Here is a 16994-nt window from a genome sequence, read left to right on the forward strand (position 1 = left end):
TACCAGTGCGATCCGTCTTACTTGCTGGCTGACAGGGTCTTGCGCTCCTGCTCGAGATATTCGGTGTTGCTGAGCCTGTTCGCCTTGGCAAACTCCAGCAGCTTTCCGGAGGTATGAAGCTGCCGAATCGTCTTATCGAGTGCCTCGGCAGTTTCCTTTTCGCCTTTGCGAACCCAGATGACGGAATCGGAAGGGATCAGTTCCGTCGGGAAGAGAATGGCGTAGTCCTTCCAATCCTCAGGGCGATCCTGCAGCAGCAGGCCAAGGGTTGCGCCGACATGCACCGCGACCACGCAATTGCCCCCCTGCAGCGCCAGCAGCGATTCCGGCTGGCTCGGCAGGCCTTTTACCTCGGCGCCGTATTGTTCGATCAGCGGCTGGGTGTAGTTCGACCCCTGCGAAACGCAGACCGGCTTTCCCTTGAGATCCGCCCAGTCCTTCAGGCCGCTGTCCTTGCGTCCGACGGCAGCGCCGCCGCTGCGGTCGTATGGCGTCGGCACCCAGTCAAGGACTTTGGCGCGATCTTCGGTGTATTGCATGTTGGCAATCAGAATATCGACCTTGCCCTGCTGGAGAAATTGCACCCGGTTCGGCGGCGTGACGGTGACCGTTTCGAGTTTGACGCCGAGATCGTCGGCCAGCGCTTTGGCGATATCGAGATTGTATCCCTTCTGCGTTTGCGAGGTCGGATCGATATAGCCGAAGGGCGCACCGGACAGGATGACGCCGACGGTGAGGGCGCCGCGGGCTTTGATGCGATCAAGCGTGGCATCCGCGAATGCCTGGGTCGCGGCCAGCAGCGAAATCGACATGGCGAAAAGCGCTTTTGGCAGAATTTTATGTGACATGTTTGAGCTCCATTACGAAACGAAGGAAGGAAAGAAAGGGATGGAAAACAGAAGTCCGGACGACATCGAAGTCGGCGATGCGGTGGGCGCTTCGGGTATGATCTCGCTCATGCCTCGTCTCCGGATGCGTCGAAATCGCCGGCCTGAAGAAGAGCCGCGACCGCCTTTCGGGCAATCTCCGCCGGCCTCGCTTCCGGTCGCAGGACCGATGCGGCAAGCACGCCTTCGTAGACCACGAGCATTTGCTCGCTGATCTCGTCGTGAGCCGGGCCTGGCGGGACAAGCCGGCCGAAGAGGGCGCGAAGAAAGACCTTATGCGTACGCGCCACGTCCTGGATCGCTGCCGAGCCGGGGTTTTCGGTCACCGCAATGAGGAAGGCGCAGCCCCGGAAGTTTTCGCTGCGGGTCTTGTCGGCCAAGCTATCGAAGATCGCGAAAATGGCCGGCGCACCGCTTTTGCCGGCGACGAGCTTCTCCAGCTGATCGCTGACCAAGGCATGGCGGTGGCTGAGATAGGTGACAATGAGGCCCTCTTTGCCGTCGAAATGACGGTAGAGAGTGGCGCGGGCAATTTTTAGCTCCCGAACGATTTCGTCGATGCCGACCAGATAGGTGCCGCGCCGGTAGAAAAGGTCGCTGATCGCATCGATTATTCTTCCGCGGGTGGACAATTGGGCAGTTTTGAAAGGCATCGGTGACCGTTAGGGAGAAGGAACGTTCTTTCTCTAAAAGATCACTATCACGATCGTTTTTATAGATTTTATTTTTTTCAATTCATGCGAGCTTTGAAAAATCCTCCGCGCGAGACCCCGTTAATTGGCCTCTCGTCTAACGCGTGGTCACGAAATCGGCCAAAGCGACGAGATTGTTCGGCGCTTGCGTCTTCTTGAATTTCAGCGTCACCACCTTGTAGCCTTCGCCCTCGAGTTCCGAGAGCAGGGTCGGCAGCATCGTCGCCGTGCGTTTGTGGATGTCATGCATCAGGATGATGCCGTGGCCGCGTCTGTGCAGCAGGTCCATCGTCCGCTGCGTCACGGAGGCCGGCGTGATGGCGAAATAGTCCTTACTGTCGATATCGACATCCATGACCACCATATCGCGCATGGCGATCGCGGTGCGCAGCCTGTGGCTCTCGGCAAGATAGGGGAAGCGGAAGAAGGAGACGTCAGTTCCCGTCGCCTTGGTCACCGCCAATTCGCCCTTGACCACCTCGGCCATAGCCGCGTCGAAATCAAGCGAAGTCAGGTCGGTGTGGTCATAGGTGTGACTGCCGATCGTGTTGCCGTCCTCGGCGACCTTGCGGGCGAGCGCCGGATGCATTTCGGCCATTTCGCCGACCATCATGAAGGCGCCCTTGACGCCGAACTGGTCGAGAATTGCCAGCACCTTGTCGGTCCGGCCGGGAATCGGGCCGTCGTCGAAGCTCAGGATCACTTCCTTGTTCTGCAGCTTGAGATCAGCAAGCGATGAGACCTCAAGCGTCCGCCCGGCCAGATGGTGCCAGCCGCTCATGCGCGGCGCAGCCGCATCGTCGCCAGCATAGGCCAGTTTCCGCCCCTCGGGCGCAATCACCGAAGAGGTCTTGATCGATGCATCGGGGGCGTGTTTGGTCGTGCCGCAGGCAGAGAGGGTGGCCGTAAGGGCGATGCAGGCGAGGAGTAAAAATCGGTGCATTGAAAGGGCTCAACAAATCAGTAACGAATGTTGAGACAACCTTTCGAATTATGGTTAACGATCGGTTGAGAGCGGCGGGAGTTGTGCCGAAACCTGGCACGTCGCCGCGTTTTCTCAGGCCCCTGTGGCTATCCTGCCATCGCTTCTTCATATTGCGACGACAGCATCAGCCAGTCTTCCTCGGCGGCTGCGAGTTTTGCCGCGGCTTCACCGCGCTGCTTTGCCTTCTCCGCGGCCTTGGCAGGCGCCTTCTCGTAGAGAGCAGGATCTGCAAGTTCCGCGTCAAGCGCCTGAATTTGTTTCTCCAGCTTCGCCGTCAAGGATTCGATTTCGTTGATCTTTTTCTTCAGCGGCGTCAACGAGGCGCGCTTTTCCGCATTGAGCTTGCGTTGATCGGCCTTGGAGGTCGCATCGTCAGCCGGCTGCGGCTTTTCCTCTTTTTTCTTGCCGGAGGCGACGATCAGGTCCCGATATTCGTCCATGTCGCCTTCGAAGGCGGTGACCGTGCCGCCGTTGACCAGCCAGAGCCGGTCGACGGTCGCCTCGATGAGGTGACGATCGTGCGAGATCAGGATGACGGCGCCGTCGTAATCGTTGAGCGCCTCGATCAGTGCGCGGCGGCTGTCGATGTCGAGATGGTTGGTCGGCTCGTCGAGGATGAGCAGGTTCGGCGCATGGAAGGCGGCAAGGCCCATCAGCAGGCGAGCCTTTTCACCGCCGGAAAGATCCTTGGCCGCGGTCGCCATCTTCTCGGTCGCCAGCCCCATCTGCGCGACGCGGGCACGCACTTTGGCCTCCGGGTCGCCAGGCATCAGCCGCCGCACATGCTCCACCGCCGACTGCTCGGGGATGAGGTCGTCGAGCTGGTGTTGCGCGAAAAAGCCGATCTTCAGCGACGGCGCAAGCTTCACTTCGCCGCTCTCCGGGGCAAGCCTGCCGGAGATGAATTTCGCGAAGGTCGATTTGCCGTTGCCGTTCGAACCCAGAAGGGCGATGCGATCGTCATTGTCGATGCGCAGATTGAGGTTCTTCAGAATCGGCTTGCCGGGCTGGTAGCCGACGGCGCCGCCCTGGACCGCGACGATCGGCGAGGCCGGCTGCTTCTCCGGCTCGGGAAAGGTGATCGGCTGCACATGGTCTTCGATGACGGCTGCGACCGTTCCCATGCGCTCGAGCGCCTTGACGCGCGATTGCGCCTGACGCGCCTTGGAGGCTTTGGCCTTGAAGCGGTCGATGAAGCTCTGCAGATGTTTGCGCGCCGCCTCGTTCTTCGCCTTGGCCTTCGTCTGCAGTTCGTCGGCTTCCGCCTTCTGCCGCTCGAACTGGTCGTAATTGCCGCGGTAGAAGGTGAGCTTTTTCTGGTCGAGATGGACGATGGAATTGACCGCGTTGTTCAGGAGGTCGCGGTCGTGGCTGATAATGACGACCGTATGGGGATAGCGGCGGATATAATCCTCCAGCCACATCGTGCCTTCGAGGTCGAGATAGTTGGTCGGCTCGTCGAGCAGCAGCAGGTCCGGCTCGGCAAACAGCACGGCGGCGAGCGCCACGCGCATGCGCCAGCCGCCGGAGAAGGAGGAGGCGGGCCGGGCTTGCGCTTCCCTGTCGAAGCCGAGGCCGGCGAGAATGCTCGCCGCGCGCGCTTCGGCCGAATGCGCATCGATATCGACGAGGCGCATCTGGATTTCGGCGATGCGGTGCGGATCACTTGCCGTTTCCGCTTCGGCCAGCAGGGCCGCGCGCTCCTTGTCGGCGGCAAGCACGATCTCGATCAGCGGCTGCTCGGTTCCCGGCGCCTCCTGGGCCACCTGGCCGATACGCGCCGCCTTTGGGATCGACACCGATCCGGTCTCCGAGCCGAGATCGCCGGTAATGACGCGAAACAGCGTGGACTTGCCGGCGCCGTTGCGCCCGACGAGGCCGGCCTTGGTGCCCGAAGGCAGCGACAGGCTGGCATTGTCAAGAAGCAGGCGCCCCGCAATGCGGGCGGAAATTTCGGTGAGCGTGATCATGGCCGGCGTTTTGGCCGAAAGCGCCCGCCAAGGCAAGAGCACTCATCCCACGACAAGCTTGCTTGTCCGCCCGCGGCAAGGTCACTTGTCCGCCCGCGGCAAGCTCACTTGTCCGCCCGGCAAGCTTGCTTGTCCGCCCACGGCAAGTTCACTTGTCCGCCGAGGCGCGCCTTAGCGGCCGAAGGCCTGCACCGGCTGGCGCGGGTTCGATTGCGCGGCGAGAAGGGCAACGCGGGCATTGGCCTGCAGCTGTCCCGGTGTCGACGCGTCCGCGCTGAGCGCCACGCCGACCGAGATGGTCAGCCTGCCGCTATCGCCCTTGTCTGAGGTCGCGAAGACCAGATTGTCTTCGACGGAGGCGCGCAGGCGCTCGGCAATCGCCTTTGCATCCTGCATGCCGACATTGGCAAACAGCAAGGCAAATTCGTCCGCCTCGGTGCGGGCGATGAAGTCGTTTTTCTTGATCGATTTTTGGAAGAGGCCGGCGAGCTTCTTCAAGAGCTTGTTGCCTGCCGGCGTGCCATATCTCTCATTGAGATCGGTGAAATTGTCGATATCGATCATGAACAGCGCGCTGCCGGCGGCTCCCTCTTCGCGCTCGTAGAGGTCCGCCATCACGCGGTTGAGAGCGATGCGATTGGGAAGTCCGGTGATCCTGTCGGCGACGGCGGCCAACTGCATCGCCGAAATGCCGCGCTCGAGCGTTTCCAGCCTTTTGATGTCATCCGCCAGCCTTGCGCCGATTTCCATCTCCGCCGACAGCACGCTGGTTAGCGAGACCGAGAGGTAGTCGAGCTCGCCGATGAAGGCGGCAAGGCTCTGGTCTTCATGGCCGGAAACGGATTTCAGGATCGTGTCGCAGGCGCGCGCGAAGGCGTCCCGATGCCGCAGCCCTTCGGCAAGCTTCTCCGCCACCTCGCGCAGCAGCCGGCTCGCCTCGTTCCGCGAGGTGTCGCCCGCCAGCCCGCAGTGGCTGACGAGGCGGTATTTCAAGCCGAGCTCGTCAAGCATCGCCTGTTGCGGCTGAGGCCCGAGCGCGGCGATATCCTGTGCGAGGCCTCCGTTGCGCCCGACGATCGCCTCATGGAAGAGCTCGTAATTGCGCGGCAGCCCGGCGACATTGAGACGTGCCATGTGCTGGGCGATCTTCTGGATGTCCGCAATTGGCCCAGGGCGCCCCGCCTCGCGCGGCACCAATGCGTTTGCGCTTGCATTCTGCATGATGATCCCTCGCGGCCGGCCTTTTCCTTCATTCGCTATGCCCGCAAGCTTTTAAGAGAGGCTGAATCTTTCGACTGGAAGCGCTTGATTCCAGGCGCAACCGGGAAAGGCGGTTAATACCCGGTTGATGCAAAGACGCTCACATCCACTCCCGGCCCTCGCTGCGCAGGAAATAGATGAGGTCGAGGCCGAGGCTCGGCTTACCGAGCGCCGTCAGCGTCATGTGGCACTGGCCGCGATGGTGGGTCTGGTGGTTGAAGAGGTGCGAAAGTGCTGTCCACAGCGGTTGGGTCATCGCGATCTGCTGCGTCACTGGCATATAGGTGAAGTTGCCCGCAAGAGTCGCCTCATCAAGCGTGCCCGTCCAGGCAATGATGCGTTCGTCCTCTGTCCTGCGCGCAGCGGCAAGCGCATCGAATTCCTCGAAGAGCACGGCATCGAGGGTCGTCGGCGCTTCGCCGATGCCGGTGAAGCGCTTCATCCATATTCGGTCGGCGACCATCAGATGGTTGAGCGTGCGGTGTAGCGAGCCGAAGAAGGCGCCGCGGTCGCTGCGGAATTCCGCGTCGCTGAGCGCAGCCGCTGCCGCATAGAGCTGGGCATTGGCCCAGCGATTGTAGGCGGCGAACATCCTGTATTGCCTGAGCATGCGCTCCTCCTGTCTTGAGAAGGTAATCTAGCTTGCTTCCGCAGAAATCGCAGTGATGACGCCATGAAATTTCCTGATTTGATCGCAGGCGGTTTATGTCGTCGAATGCAGGGAGTTGCGATCTCGAAAGGACTGTCATGACCAGAGCCCTCTATTCCCTGTGCGGCGCCGATGAGCGGCGCTTCTTTTCGCCTCATTGCTGGAAGGCGGTGATGGCGCTGGCGCATAAGGGGCTCGATTTCGAAGAGACTCCGACGACCTATGCCCGGATCCGCGAAATCGGCGGCGGTGTCTCTCCGACTCTGCCCGTTCTCGACGACAACGGCCGACTGATCCCCGACAGTTTCGCCATCGCCCTCTATCTCGAAGAAGCCTATCCCGAGCGGCCGTCGCTGTTTGGCGGCGAGGGCGGCAAGGCGTTGTCGCGCCTAGTGGAAGGCTATTCGCAGATGATCATCCATCCGGCGATCACCCGCATCGCTCTTCTCGACATCCATGCGATCCTCGACGAAGGGGACAAGGCCTATTTCCGTGAAAGCCGCGAGGCCCGTCTCGGCAAGTCGTTCGAGGTCATTGCCGCCGACAGCGAGGCGGAGAAAGCTGCTTTCGGCGCCAAGCTGGAGCCGATCCGGCATATGCTGAAGTTCCAGCCCTTCATCGGCGGGCAGACGCCGCTTTTTGCCGACTACATCGTCTTCGGCGCGCTGCAATGGCTGCGTGTCTGCACCGGCTTCAGCATGCTGGCCGCCGACGATCCCGTCCTGGCCTGGTTCGAACGCTGCCTCGATCTCCATGAAAGCCGCGGCCGGACTGTGACAGCGGCGTGAAATTGCCGCCGACCTCTTGTTTTCGCGCGTTGGGGCGGGTAAAGACCGCCCACTTTTCCCGAGAAAACAGAGGATTTGACTATGGCGATTGAACGCACCTTCTCGATGATCAAGCCGGATGCAACCAAGCGCAATCTGACGGGCGCCATCACCAAGATGCTCGAAGATGCCGGCCTGCGCGTCGTCGCTTCCAAGCGCGTCTGGATGAGCCGCCGCGAAGCCGAAGGCTTCTACGCCGTTCACAAGGATCGTCCCTTCTTCGGCGAACTCGTCGAAGGCATGACCTCCGGCCCGACCGTCGTTCAGGTTCTGGAAGGCGAAGGCGCCATCCTCAAGAACCGCGAAATCATGGGCGCGACCAACCCGGCAAACGCTGACGAAGGCACGATCCGCAAGGTTCATGCGCTCTCGATCGGCGAAAACTCCGTTCACGGCTCGGATGCTCCGGAAACGGCTGCCCAGGAAATCAAGTACTGGTTCTCCGATACCGAAATCGTCGGCTGAGGCCACGCTTCGGCATTGGCTCGCAATGCCTTGAATTGACTCTCGAAAGCCGGGGCCTCGCTCCGGCTTTTTCTATTCTGGTTCTATCCCGGGCATTTGTCGGTATTCGAGAAATCGACGCTGCCGTCCGGCTTGAAGACCTCCGGGTTCTTGTCATAAAGCGCACCAATGACGAGCGGCTTGCTCGGCAGCACGGTCTGATCGAGGTCGGAGCGGAACTGTGTCTTCAATTCCTGCAGCAGCTTGCCGTCCTTGTCGACCAGCCGGATGCTGACGGAATAGGGACGGTCCTTGCGCACACAGTGGAGGTTTTGGCTCTGCAGCGCGATCTTGTCGTCGATCGGGTAGATTTTCTGGTTCAGCACCAGCGGCGCGCCGCCTTGGGGATTTTCGAATTCGGCGATGATGACCGAACCGTCGGGAATGGGACCGGTCTTCTTCAGCGTCAGCAGATAGGTGGCGCTCGCCACCCGATAGTTGAAGACGAAGAGGTGGCCGGTCACTTCGACCAGATTTTCGGCCTGGCGCTGGCAGGCTGACAGCAGGAGGCCAATTGCCGCCGCCGTGACGATCAGATGTTTCCTCATGGGATTTCCTCCTTCTTGCGGCGATAATGCCGGTTCGCCTTGGCGCGATTGCCGCAGACCGCCATGTCGCACCAGGCCCGGCTCCTGTTCTTGCTGCGGTCGATGAAAAGCCAGCCGCAATTGCCGCAGATCTTCATGCGTTCCGGATCGGGCATCGCGATCAGCCGCAGCACCGAATGGGCGGTCGCCGTTGCCAGGCTGGCAGGGTTTGCTTCGTGCAGCACCGTCGCCAGCGCATCCAGCAGCCCGGCGAGCAACCGGTCGTCGCTGCCATCGAGTATACGCTTGCGGAAATATCGGTCGATCGCTTCCCGCAGCGCGATGAAATCAGCCGTGTTTTCCGCTGGCACCGGCGCGATGTCGCCGAACAGGGCGCGTTCGGCGCAGAATTCGGCGGCGGCTCGTGGAAAGCTCCGCATCTGGTCACCGGCCGCAAAGCGGTCGATCCGCCGCGCGGCGTCGTGGCGCAGAACGACGCTGTTGGCGACATCGAGTGCCAGCGCGCCGCCGGCAAAGCGGTGAGGGGTCCAAGAAAAGCTCATGATGAAAATATAACTGGCTAAATGCTTTTTGCCAGTTATATTTTATGGGGTCCGGAGGATCTGGAATGGCCTACCTTCTGCAGCAGCTGGCGAATGCGGTTCCGCTTGCCGCTCTCTATGCCGCGCTCGCCTTCGGTTATGCGGTCGCCTTCGGCGTCACCAAACGGGCCGATATCACCTATGGGGCGATCTTCGCCTTCTCCGGCCAGATCCTTCTGCTTTTCACCGAGCTCGCCTTCAACCGCTTCTGGCTGGTGTTGCCGGCGGCCCTTGCCGTCGGCGCCGGCGCCGCGATCGTCTATTCGCTGGCGGCGGGCATCTGGATCGGCCGCTCGATCATGCTGCCGCTGGTCAGCAAATCGCCGAATACGGTGATCGTTGCCGCTCTCGGCATCATGATCGTGCTGATGGAGACCGCCCGGCTTGCCGCCGATACCAGGGCGATCTGGCTGCCGCCGTTTCTCAACGACACGGTCGTCTTCTGGAGCGACGGCCCGTTCAAGGTGACCCTCACTTACATCCAGCTGATCGACACGGCGCTGATGTCGGCCATCGTTGTGATCGGGACGCTGATCCTCAGGCGCACGGCCTGGGGCCGCATCTGGCGCGCCGTCACCGACGATCCGCTGGCCGCCGAGCTTTGCGGCACCAGCGCCAGCCGCGTCTTCCTCGTCGCCTATGCGGCGGCCGCCCTCGTCGCCACGATCTGCGGCATCCTCGCCACCTTCTATTACGGCTCGATGGATTTCGGCGCGGGCCTGATGTTCGGGCTGAAAGTGCTGCTGATCGCCGCTGTCGGCGGCTATTCCGATCCGCTGCGCTCGGCCGGCGGCGCCGCCGGGCTCGCCGTCGTCGAAACCCTCTGGGGCGCCTATGGCCCCTTCGTCTGGCGCGATCTCGTTATCTTCTCGCTGCTCGTCCTATTGCTGGTCATGAGCCGCAGGGAGCGCGTGGTGCTCTGAGCAATTCCGGCAAAAGTGTGCAGCGGTTTTGCGTCCGGAATTGCGCCGATTTATTTCCACTTGTCGCGCGCCGCATCGTCGGCGTCTTTCGCCGCGACCCAGTCGCCGGCGGCGCCGTCCTTGTCGTGCTCCTTCTTCCAGAAGGGCGCTGCGGTCTTCAGGAAATCCATGACGAAGTTGGCGCCGTCGAATGCCGCCTGCCGATGCGGCGCGGCCGCGACGACGAGCACGATATTCTCACCCACGGCGATCTTGCCGTAACGATGGATAGTGGTCAGCCCGAGCAGCCCGAAACGGGCGATGGCGAGTTCGCCGATGCGGGTAATCTCCGCTTCCGCCATGCCGGGGTAATGTTCGAGTTCGAGCGCCACAAGCGCGCCGCCGTCATCGCGGCAGAGGCCGGAGAAGGTGACGACGGCACCGATGCTAGGTTTGCCGTTGGAGAGGAGGTCGACCTCGGCTTGCAGGTCGAAGTCCTCATGCTGGACGCGGATGGTGGGTGTGATGGTCACCACAGGGGTCTCCGCTGCTGTGAGGCGCTGCCGTATCCCCAGGCTCCCTCATTCCTGTGCTTGTCACAGGAATCCAGCCACCGCGCGTCCGCGCGGTGAATGACTCTTTCCTTTTGGCAAGTGCTTCTCTCGCGCCCAAGGACTTGGGCGCACTGGATTCCTGTGACAAGCACAGGAATGAGGGAGAGAAGGGAAAACGCAGTCGTGCCCATTGGCAGCTTTCCAAAGCCCAGGCGGATGAGCCTTATCCCCCCGTCATCGGCGGAAAAATCCCGATCTCGCGGGCGCCGGATATCGGCTCGTCATGCTCGACATGCTCCATATCGAGCGCCACGCGGATCACGTCCGGATATTGAAGTGCGGCCTCATATTCTTCGCCCAGCGTCTTCAAATGATTCAGAAGATCGGCGACGGTGAGGACGGAGGAGGGGAGGTCGATCTCCTCCTCACCCTTGCCGATGCGCTCGCGCACCCAGGCGAAATAGACAAGTCGCGTCATTCCTCGTCATCCACGATATGTTTCAGCCCGGCGCGGAAATAGTCGTAGCCGGTATAGATGGTCAACAATGCGGCGATCCACAGCAGCGCGATGCCGGTCTGCGTCGTATAAGGGAAAATCTCGTCACCGGCAGGTCCCGCGAGCAGGAAGGCGATGGCGACGAGCTGCAGCGTCGTCTTCCATTTGGCGATGCGTGTCACCGGCACGCTGACCTTCAGCGCCGCCAGATATTCGCGCAGGCCGGAAACCAGGATTTCGCGGCAGAGAATGGTGATCGCCGCCCAGATCGACCAGCCGGCGATGGTCTGGTCAGCCGCGACCAAGAGAAGGATCGAGGCGACCAGCAGCTTGTCGGCGATCGGATCGAGCATCCGGCCGATATTCGACGTCTGGTTCCAGATGCGGGCGAGATAGCCGTCGAGGAAATCGGTGATCGAGGCGATGATGAAGATCCACAGCGCGACCCAGCGCGCCGTATTGCTGATCGACAATCTGCCTTCGATAAAGAAGCAGAGAACAATCACCGGCACGGCGAGGATGCGGCCGTAAGTCAGAAGGTTGGGGATGCTATACGCACGCGATGCCATGGATCGTTTCTCTGAACTGATGCGCCGCGATAGCGCCGCGCGTCTTTACGAAAATCGATTCCGATTTTCGGGGCCGATGCCGTAGATGACGGCTTTGACCGCAGACCGTCAACATTGTTTCTGTCTTTTCACTGCCTTTGCGTGGAATTTGCGACGGCCGCCGGCTATTTCGCGGCGTCGTCGTGGAAATGGTTGTAAACTTGCCTGGCGACGGCTTCCGAGATGCCCTCTACGGCCATCAGGTCGGAAAGAGCGGCGCGCGAAACCGCTTTCGCCGTACCGAAATGCTGCAGCAGCGCCCGTTTGCGCGACGGGCCGATGCCGCCGATTTCGTCGAGCGGGTTCTTGACCATTTCTTTCTTGCGCCGCGCCCGGTGCGAGCCGATCGCGAAGCGGTGCGCCTCATCGCGCATGCGCTGGATGAAGTAGAGCACCGGATCGCGCGGCGGCAGCGTGAAGCTTTCGCGCCCCGGCGGAAAGAAGCGCTCGCGCCCGGCATCGCGGTCGACACCCTTGGCGATGCCGATCGCCGTCACGCTGTCGGTGATGCCGAGTTCGGCGAGGATGGCGCGCACGGCCGTCATCTGCCCCTGGCCGCCGTCGATCAGGATCACATCGGGCCAGGCCGGGAAGGGCATGTCGGCGGCGTCGGTTGCCGTTGTCTGCGCCGTCCGGTCGGGAATGCCTTCCTCCTTGATCAGCCGCGAGAACCGCCGCGTCATCACCTCCTTCATCATGCCGAAGTCGTCGCCGGGGGTGATGTCGGTCGATTTGATGTTGAACTTGCGGTACTGGTTCTTCACGAAGCCTTCCGGCCCCGCCACCACCATGCCGCCGACGGCATTGGTGCCCATGATATGCGAGTTGTCGTAGATCTCGATGCGCTGCGGCGCATAGGCGAGCCCGAAGGTTTCCTTGAAGCCTTCGAGCAGCCGTGACTGCGACGCCGTCTCGGCGAGCTTTCGCCCATGCGCCTCGCGCGCATTGCCGACGACATGATCGACGAGATCGCGTTTTTCGCCGCGCTGCGGTACGAGAATCGAAACCTTGTGGCCCGCCTTTTCGCTGAGGGCCGCGGCGAGCAGCTCCAGTTCCTCGACGGTTTCCGACAGCATGATCTGTTTCGGCACCGGCTTGTCGTCGTAGAACTGCGCCAGAAACGCGTTCAGCACTTCGGCGCCGGACAACTGCGGATCGGCTTTCGGGAAATAGGCGCGATTGCCCCAGTTCTGGCCGGTACGGAAGAAGAAGACCTGGATGCAGGAAACGCCGCCTTCGTGATGGATGGCGAAAACGTCAGCCTCCTCAACGCCGGCGGGATTGATGCCCTGGTGGCTCTGCACATGCGACAGTGCCGCGAGGCGATCGCGATAGATCGCCGCCCGCTCGAAGTCGAGATCCTCGGCCGCCTGGTTCATGGCTTCGGCCATATGCGATTTCACCTTCTGGCTTTTGCCCGAAAGGAAGTCCTTGGCCTCCTGCACCAGTTCGGCGTAACCGTCGTCGCTGACCTCGTGGGTGCAGGGCCCGGAACAGCGCTTGATCTGGTAGAGCAGGCAGGGGCGCGTGCGCGTTTCGAAGACGCTGTCGGTGCAGGTGCGGATCAGGAAGGCGCGCTGCAGCGAATTGATCGTGCGCCCGACCGCGCCGGCCGACGCGAAAGGTCCGAAATAGTCGCCCTTTCTGGCCCGCGCGCCGCGGTGCTTGAAAATCGCCGGCGCCCGGTGATCGCCGGTGATGAGAATATAGGGAAACGACTTGTCGTCACGCAGCAGCACGTTAAAGCGTGGCCGCAAGCGCTTGATCAGATTCGCTTCCAAGAGCAGCGCTTCGGTTTCCGTGCGCGTCGTCACGAATTCCATGTTCGCCGTCTGCCGCACCATCTGGGCGATGCGGTTGGAATGCACGCGGCCGACGGCGTAATTGCCGACGCGCTTCTTCAGGCTGCGCGCCTTGCCGACATAAAGCACGTCGCCTTCGGCATTGAACATGCGGTAGACGCCGGGGCTGTTGGGCAGCCGCTTGACGAATTCGCCGATCAGTTCTGCGCCGATGAGCCCGGTCTCGTTGAGGCTGCCGGCGTTCCAGTCGACGGCTGCCGCGAGGGGGGCGGCGGAAACCTCGCCTTCCACCTCGATATCGTCTTCGTTCTCATCCGTGTCGTCGTAGAGAACGCCGCCATCCGGCAGCTTTCGTCCGTTCATTCCGTAATCTCCGCCACGTCGGGCGTCTGCCAGGCGAGGTGCTGGCCGCCGTCGAGGGCAATCATCTGGCCGGTGATCGAGGGCGTATCGAAGAGGAAGCGAATCGTTCGTCCGAACTCGCCGAATCCCGGCCCCGCCTTCATGATAAGCCCGTCGATCTGAGCCTGGAAGTCCTCTTCCGATTGCCGCGTGCTGCGCACCGTCGGGCCGGGGCCGATGGCGTTGACGCGCAGCTTCGGCGCAAAGGTCTGCGCCATCGTCTGCGTCGCCGTCCACAGCGCGGCCTTGGAGAGCGTATAGGAATAGAAGCCCGGATTGAGCGCCCAGACGCGCTGGTCGATGATGTTGACGATCAGTCCGGTCGTTTCATCAGGCAGCTGTTCGGCAAAGGCTGCGGCAAGAATCGACGGCGCCCGCACATGGATATCGAAATGCTCAGCCCATGCTTCCGCGTCGAAACTGCGCGCCGAATCCTGACGGAAGATAGAGGCGTTGTTGACCAGTAGGTCGATCGGACCGAGTATGTCCGACGCTCTTTTTATCAGTTCGCTTGTTTCGCCGATATCGGTAAGGTCGGCCTTGAGCGCGATCGCCCGATATTCCTTCCGCCGCAATTCCGCCGCCAACTCTTCGGCTTCGTCGAGGGAGCCGTTCGCATGGATGGCGACGGAAAAGCCATGTGCAGCAAGGTCTTCGGCGATTGCCCGGCCTATTCTCTTGGCAGCCCCCGTTATAAGGGCCGCGCGAAGTCTTTTGTGGTTCAAAATCTTGCCTTCTGATCCCGCGAGTCTGTTGCCAGACTATATAGGAGGCCGGCGAGATTATATAAATAGGCCCCTGCGGTTGCCTTCGTTGCCCTGATATTCTATGTATTATTTAAGAATACGATTTCCTAAAATAAGTATTTTAAGTTTAACTCTTCGGTATGGTTAATGAAGTGTATGTTGCGCTTAAGCAACATCGAATTTCAGCCATGCGGCCGCCACAATGATATCACAATTTGGCTCTTTCAAATCCGCATTTCAGTTTCAATTTCAGTCTCGATCCGGAAGGGACATCTGGCAATTTCCCCGCCAATGCTTCGCTGATAGACAGATGAAAAGCGGCGCGGGACTGAAAGGAGAAAAGTATGCGTGTACTCATTGCTGGCCTCATGGCCTCTGCTTTTGCAATCGCGGGCGTCTCGGTAGCTCAGGCGGCCGACGCCGTCGATCAGGTTCCGGAAGCACCGGTCGCCCAGGATGCCCCGGTCAAGCCGGCCGGCAGCTGGGAGGGCTTCTACCTCGGCGGCGCCGGCACCTACAACATGGGTGACTTCGGTTCCGACCGTCACACCTATGGTTTCGGCGGCCAGGTCTTCACCGGCTACAACTGGCAGCAGGGCCAGATCGTTTACGGCGTTGAATCCGACCTCGGCTACAGCGGCGACGACGTTTCCTCGGGCGGCGTCAAGAACAAGTATGGCTGGAACGGCTCCGTCCGTGGCCGCGTCGGCTACGACATGAACCCCTTCCTGCTCTACGGCACGGCCGGTCTTGCCCTCGGCAATATCAAGGTCTCCGACGGCACCTCGGACGAAAGCAAGACGGCCTACGGCTATACGGTCGGCGCCGGCGTCGAAGCCTTCGTGACCAACAACATCACGACGCGCCTCGAATATCGCTACACCGACTACCAGAGCAAGGATTACGACCTCGACTCCGGCAGCTTCTCGCGCGGTTACGACGAGAACAGCGTCAAGCTCGGTATCGGCGTCAAGTTCTAAGCTGAGCCAGCATCCGAATACGAAGAAGCCGGGTCGTCGCCCGGCTTTTTTTTGCCGGGCTACCGGTTTTCCGATTAAGCGCTGGCCTTGAGTTCCTGATAGGCAGGGAATTTCTTCTCGAACTGCGCCAGCCAGTCGATCAGTGGTGCATGCTCGGCTTCCCACTGGCCCTTGAAGCGCAGGTCGAGATAACTGAGCGTGGCGGCCAGGGCGAAATGTCCGCCGTTGAGTTTCTTGCCCGGTTTCGGCGGGTTGGCGCTCAGATGCGCAAGCCCGCTCGTCACCTTTTTCCATTGCCGGTCGATCCAGGGCTGGTGGATCTTTTCCTCATCGCGGAAGCGCCGCTCGTAGACGATCGTCAGCAGGCAGTCGCAGATGCCGTCGGAAAGCGCCTCCAGGACCTCCGCATCGGTGCGTTTGCCCTTCTTGGCAGGATAGAGCCTGCCCTTCGTCAGCCGGTCGAAATAATGCATGATCGCGACGCTGTCGAAGACCGAGGCGCCGTCATCGGTCAGAAGCGTCGGGATCTTGCCGAGCGGATTGTTGTCCACCAGGATTGCCGGGCCGGTATTGGTGTCGACCCGGATGTCGTTCATCTCCAGGCCCAGGAAATGCGCGGCCATTCGCACTTTGCTGGAATAGGGTGAGGGGGGCGACCAAAGAAGCTTCATGCGACACCTGATTTATGGAACTGCGCGGACTATTCCCGAAGCCTCTTGCCCGGTCAATCATCCTTCACCGTCTTGTTCTCGCCGCGCAGCCAGAAGGCACGGTGCGAGGCGAAGCGGTCCTGCGCCAGATGATCTTTCAGCGCCGGCAGCAGCTGATGCAGTTCGTCCTTCAGCGTGAAGGGCGGATTGACGATGACAAGGCCGGAGCCCGTCAGTCCTGTCATGCCGCGGTCACTGCGCACGGTCAGTTCGGCGCAGAGCATTTTCGGAATGTCGAGCGCCTGCAGCGTCTCGTGGAATTCCTTGATCGGCGCGCCCTTCTTCAGCGGATACCACAGGCAGTAGGTTCCGCCGGGAAAGCGCCGATAGGCCCGCTCCAGCCCCTTGGCCAGGCGCTGATATTCGTCCTCTTCCTCGAAGGGCGGGTCGACGAGCACGATGCCGCGCTTTTCTTTCGGCGGCAGATGCGCGCCGAGGGCCAGCCAGCCGTCGAGTTCGGTGATGCGGGCATGATGATCGCCTTCGAACAGCCGATGCAAACGGGCATAGTCCTCAGGATGCAGTTCCATCGCCGACAGCCGGTCCTGCGGCCGGAACAGCATGCGCGCCAGTTTCGGCGATCCGGGATAAAAGCGGATGCCACCCTCGGGATTGAGTTCGCGAATTGCCGAGAGGTAGGGCTCCAGCAACTCGGCAACCTGCGGTCCGAGCTCGGCCTCCATCAGCTTGCCGATGCCCTCGAGCCATTCGCCGGTTTTCTGCGCCTCCTCGGAGGAAAGGTCGTAGAGCCCGATGCCGGCATGCGTGTCGAGCACGCGAAAGCCGCCATCCTTCTTCTGCATGTAGCGGATCAGCCGCGCCAGCACGGCATGTTTCAGCACATCGGCAAAATTGCCCGCGTGGTAGATGTGGCGGTAGTTCATTTTCGCT

At 61.3% G+C, this 16994-nt stretch carries 19 protein-coding genes; 4 read left to right on the plus strand and 15 right to left on the minus strand.

What is annotated here, in order from left to right; all coding sequences use genetic code 11:
- Positions 1-17: 17 nt before the first annotated feature.
- From AMC88_RS07505 to AMC88_RS07530, 6 genes are all read right to left on the minus strand, one after another.
- A complete protein-coding gene (locus AMC88_RS07505; protein WP_064821749.1) occupies positions 18-848 on the minus strand; it encodes a transporter substrate-binding domain-containing protein in 831 nt (276 codons plus the stop codon).
- A 107-nt stretch (positions 849-955) separates the two neighbouring features.
- Positions 956-1540 carry a TetR/AcrR family transcriptional regulator gene (locus AMC88_RS07510; protein ID WP_064821750.1) on the minus strand — a complete coding sequence of 195 codons (585 nt, stop codon included), beginning with the start codon at positions 1538-1540 and terminating at the stop codon, positions 956-958.
- A 136-nt stretch (positions 1541-1676) separates the two neighbouring features.
- Positions 1677-2522: a polysaccharide deacetylase family protein gene (locus AMC88_RS07515; RefSeq protein WP_041683588.1), complete on the minus strand. Its 846-nt coding sequence runs from the start codon at positions 2520-2522 to the stop codon at positions 1677-1679.
- Between the two features lie 128 nt (positions 2523-2650).
- Entirely contained in the window at positions 2651-4534 is a 1884-nt protein-coding gene (locus AMC88_RS07520; RefSeq protein ID WP_064825830.1) for an ABC-F family ATP-binding cassette domain-containing protein, read from the minus strand.
- 171 nt (positions 4535-4705) lie between these two features.
- Entirely contained in the window at positions 4706-5755 is a 1050-nt protein-coding gene (locus AMC88_RS07525; RefSeq protein WP_041683589.1) for a GGDEF domain-containing protein, read from the minus strand.
- A 139-nt stretch (positions 5756-5894) separates the two neighbouring features.
- A complete protein-coding gene (locus AMC88_RS07530; RefSeq protein ID WP_064821752.1) occupies positions 5895-6404 on the minus strand; it encodes a DinB family protein in 510 nt (169 codons plus the stop codon).
- A 137-nt stretch (positions 6405-6541) separates the two neighbouring features.
- Between AMC88_RS07530 and AMC88_RS07535 the strand changes: the two genes are divergently transcribed.
- Together AMC88_RS07535 and ndk are read left to right on the plus strand one after the other, a co-directional pair.
- Entirely contained in the window at positions 6542-7231 is a 690-nt protein-coding gene (locus tag AMC88_RS07535) for a glutathione S-transferase family protein (protein ID WP_064829923.1), read from the plus strand.
- An 81-nt stretch (positions 7232-7312) separates the two neighbouring features.
- Positions 7313-7735: a nucleoside-diphosphate kinase gene (ndk, locus tag AMC88_RS07540; RefSeq protein ID WP_004680549.1), complete on the plus strand. Its 423-nt coding sequence runs from the start codon at positions 7313-7315 to the stop codon at positions 7733-7735.
- 83 nt (positions 7736-7818) lie between these two features.
- Here ndk and AMC88_RS07545 read toward each other — a convergent pair whose 3' ends face one another.
- Entirely contained in the window at positions 7819-8322 is a 504-nt protein-coding gene (locus AMC88_RS07545; protein WP_016734230.1) for a hypothetical protein, read from the minus strand.
- Positions 8319-8864, minus strand: a complete 546-nt coding sequence (locus AMC88_RS07550) for a CGNR zinc finger domain-containing protein (protein WP_064825051.1) — start codon at positions 8862-8864, stop codon at positions 8319-8321. Before AMC88_RS07550 ends, AMC88_RS07545 begins: the two co-directional genes overlap by 4 nt.
- 65 nt (positions 8865-8929) lie before the next feature.
- Here AMC88_RS07550 and AMC88_RS07555 point away from each other — a divergent pair, with 65 nt between their 5' ends.
- Entirely contained in the window at positions 8930-9826 is an 897-nt protein-coding gene (locus AMC88_RS07555; RefSeq protein ID WP_064825052.1) for a branched-chain amino acid ABC transporter permease, read from the plus strand.
- A gap of 50 nt (positions 9827-9876) precedes the next feature.
- On the opposite strand, the gene AMC88_RS07560 is transcribed toward AMC88_RS07555, so the two are convergent.
- From AMC88_RS07560 to AMC88_RS07585, 5 genes are all read right to left on the minus strand, one after another.
- Positions 9877-10338: a molybdenum cofactor biosynthesis protein MoaE gene (locus AMC88_RS07560; protein WP_064825831.1), complete on the minus strand. Its 462-nt coding sequence runs from the start codon at positions 10336-10338 to the stop codon at positions 9877-9879.
- A gap of 244 nt (positions 10339-10582) precedes the next feature.
- Entirely contained in the window at positions 10583-10837 is a 255-nt protein-coding gene (gene moaD, locus AMC88_RS07570) for a molybdopterin converting factor subunit 1 (RefSeq protein ID WP_064825054.1), read from the minus strand.
- The gene (pgsA, locus tag AMC88_RS07575) at positions 10834-11424 is read right to left on the minus strand and encodes a CDP-diacylglycerol--glycerol-3-phosphate 3-phosphatidyltransferase (RefSeq protein WP_004671846.1); all 591 of its coding nucleotides are present in this window, start codon (positions 11422-11424) and stop codon (positions 10834-10836) included. The genes moaD and pgsA overlap by 4 nt, the downstream gene beginning before the upstream one ends.
- Before the next feature lie 164 nt (positions 11425-11588).
- Complete coding sequence (uvrC, locus tag AMC88_RS07580; RefSeq protein WP_064825055.1) at positions 11589-13628, minus strand: excinuclease ABC subunit UvrC; 2040 nt, start codon at positions 13626-13628, stop codon at positions 11589-11591.
- Positions 13625-14392 carry an SDR family oxidoreductase gene (locus tag AMC88_RS07585; protein ID WP_064825056.1) on the minus strand — a complete coding sequence of 256 codons (768 nt, stop codon included), beginning with the start codon at positions 14390-14392 and terminating at the stop codon, positions 13625-13627. The genes uvrC and AMC88_RS07585 overlap by 4 nt, the downstream gene beginning before the upstream one ends.
- 365 nt (positions 14393-14757) lie before the next feature.
- Between AMC88_RS07585 and AMC88_RS07590 the strand changes: the two genes are divergently transcribed.
- On the plus strand, positions 14758-15393 hold the full coding sequence (locus tag AMC88_RS07590) for an outer membrane protein (protein ID WP_064825057.1): 636 nt from the start codon (positions 14758-14760) through the stop codon (positions 15391-15393).
- Between the two features lie 74 nt (positions 15394-15467).
- On the opposite strand, the gene AMC88_RS07595 is transcribed toward AMC88_RS07590, so the two are convergent.
- Complete coding sequence (locus tag AMC88_RS07595; protein WP_064825058.1) at positions 15468-16064, minus strand: glutathione S-transferase family protein; 597 nt, start codon at positions 16062-16064, stop codon at positions 15468-15470.
- Between the two features lie 53 nt (positions 16065-16117).
- Positions 16118-16987, minus strand: a complete 870-nt coding sequence (locus tag AMC88_RS07600) for a 23S rRNA (adenine(2030)-N(6))-methyltransferase RlmJ (RefSeq protein ID WP_064825059.1) — start codon at positions 16985-16987, stop codon at positions 16118-16120.
- Positions 16988-16994: the final 7 nt, after the last annotated feature.

Source organism: Rhizobium phaseoli (assembly GCF_001664385.1).
Classification (GTDB): Bacteria; Pseudomonadota; Alphaproteobacteria; order Rhizobiales; family Rhizobiaceae; genus Rhizobium; species Rhizobium phaseoli.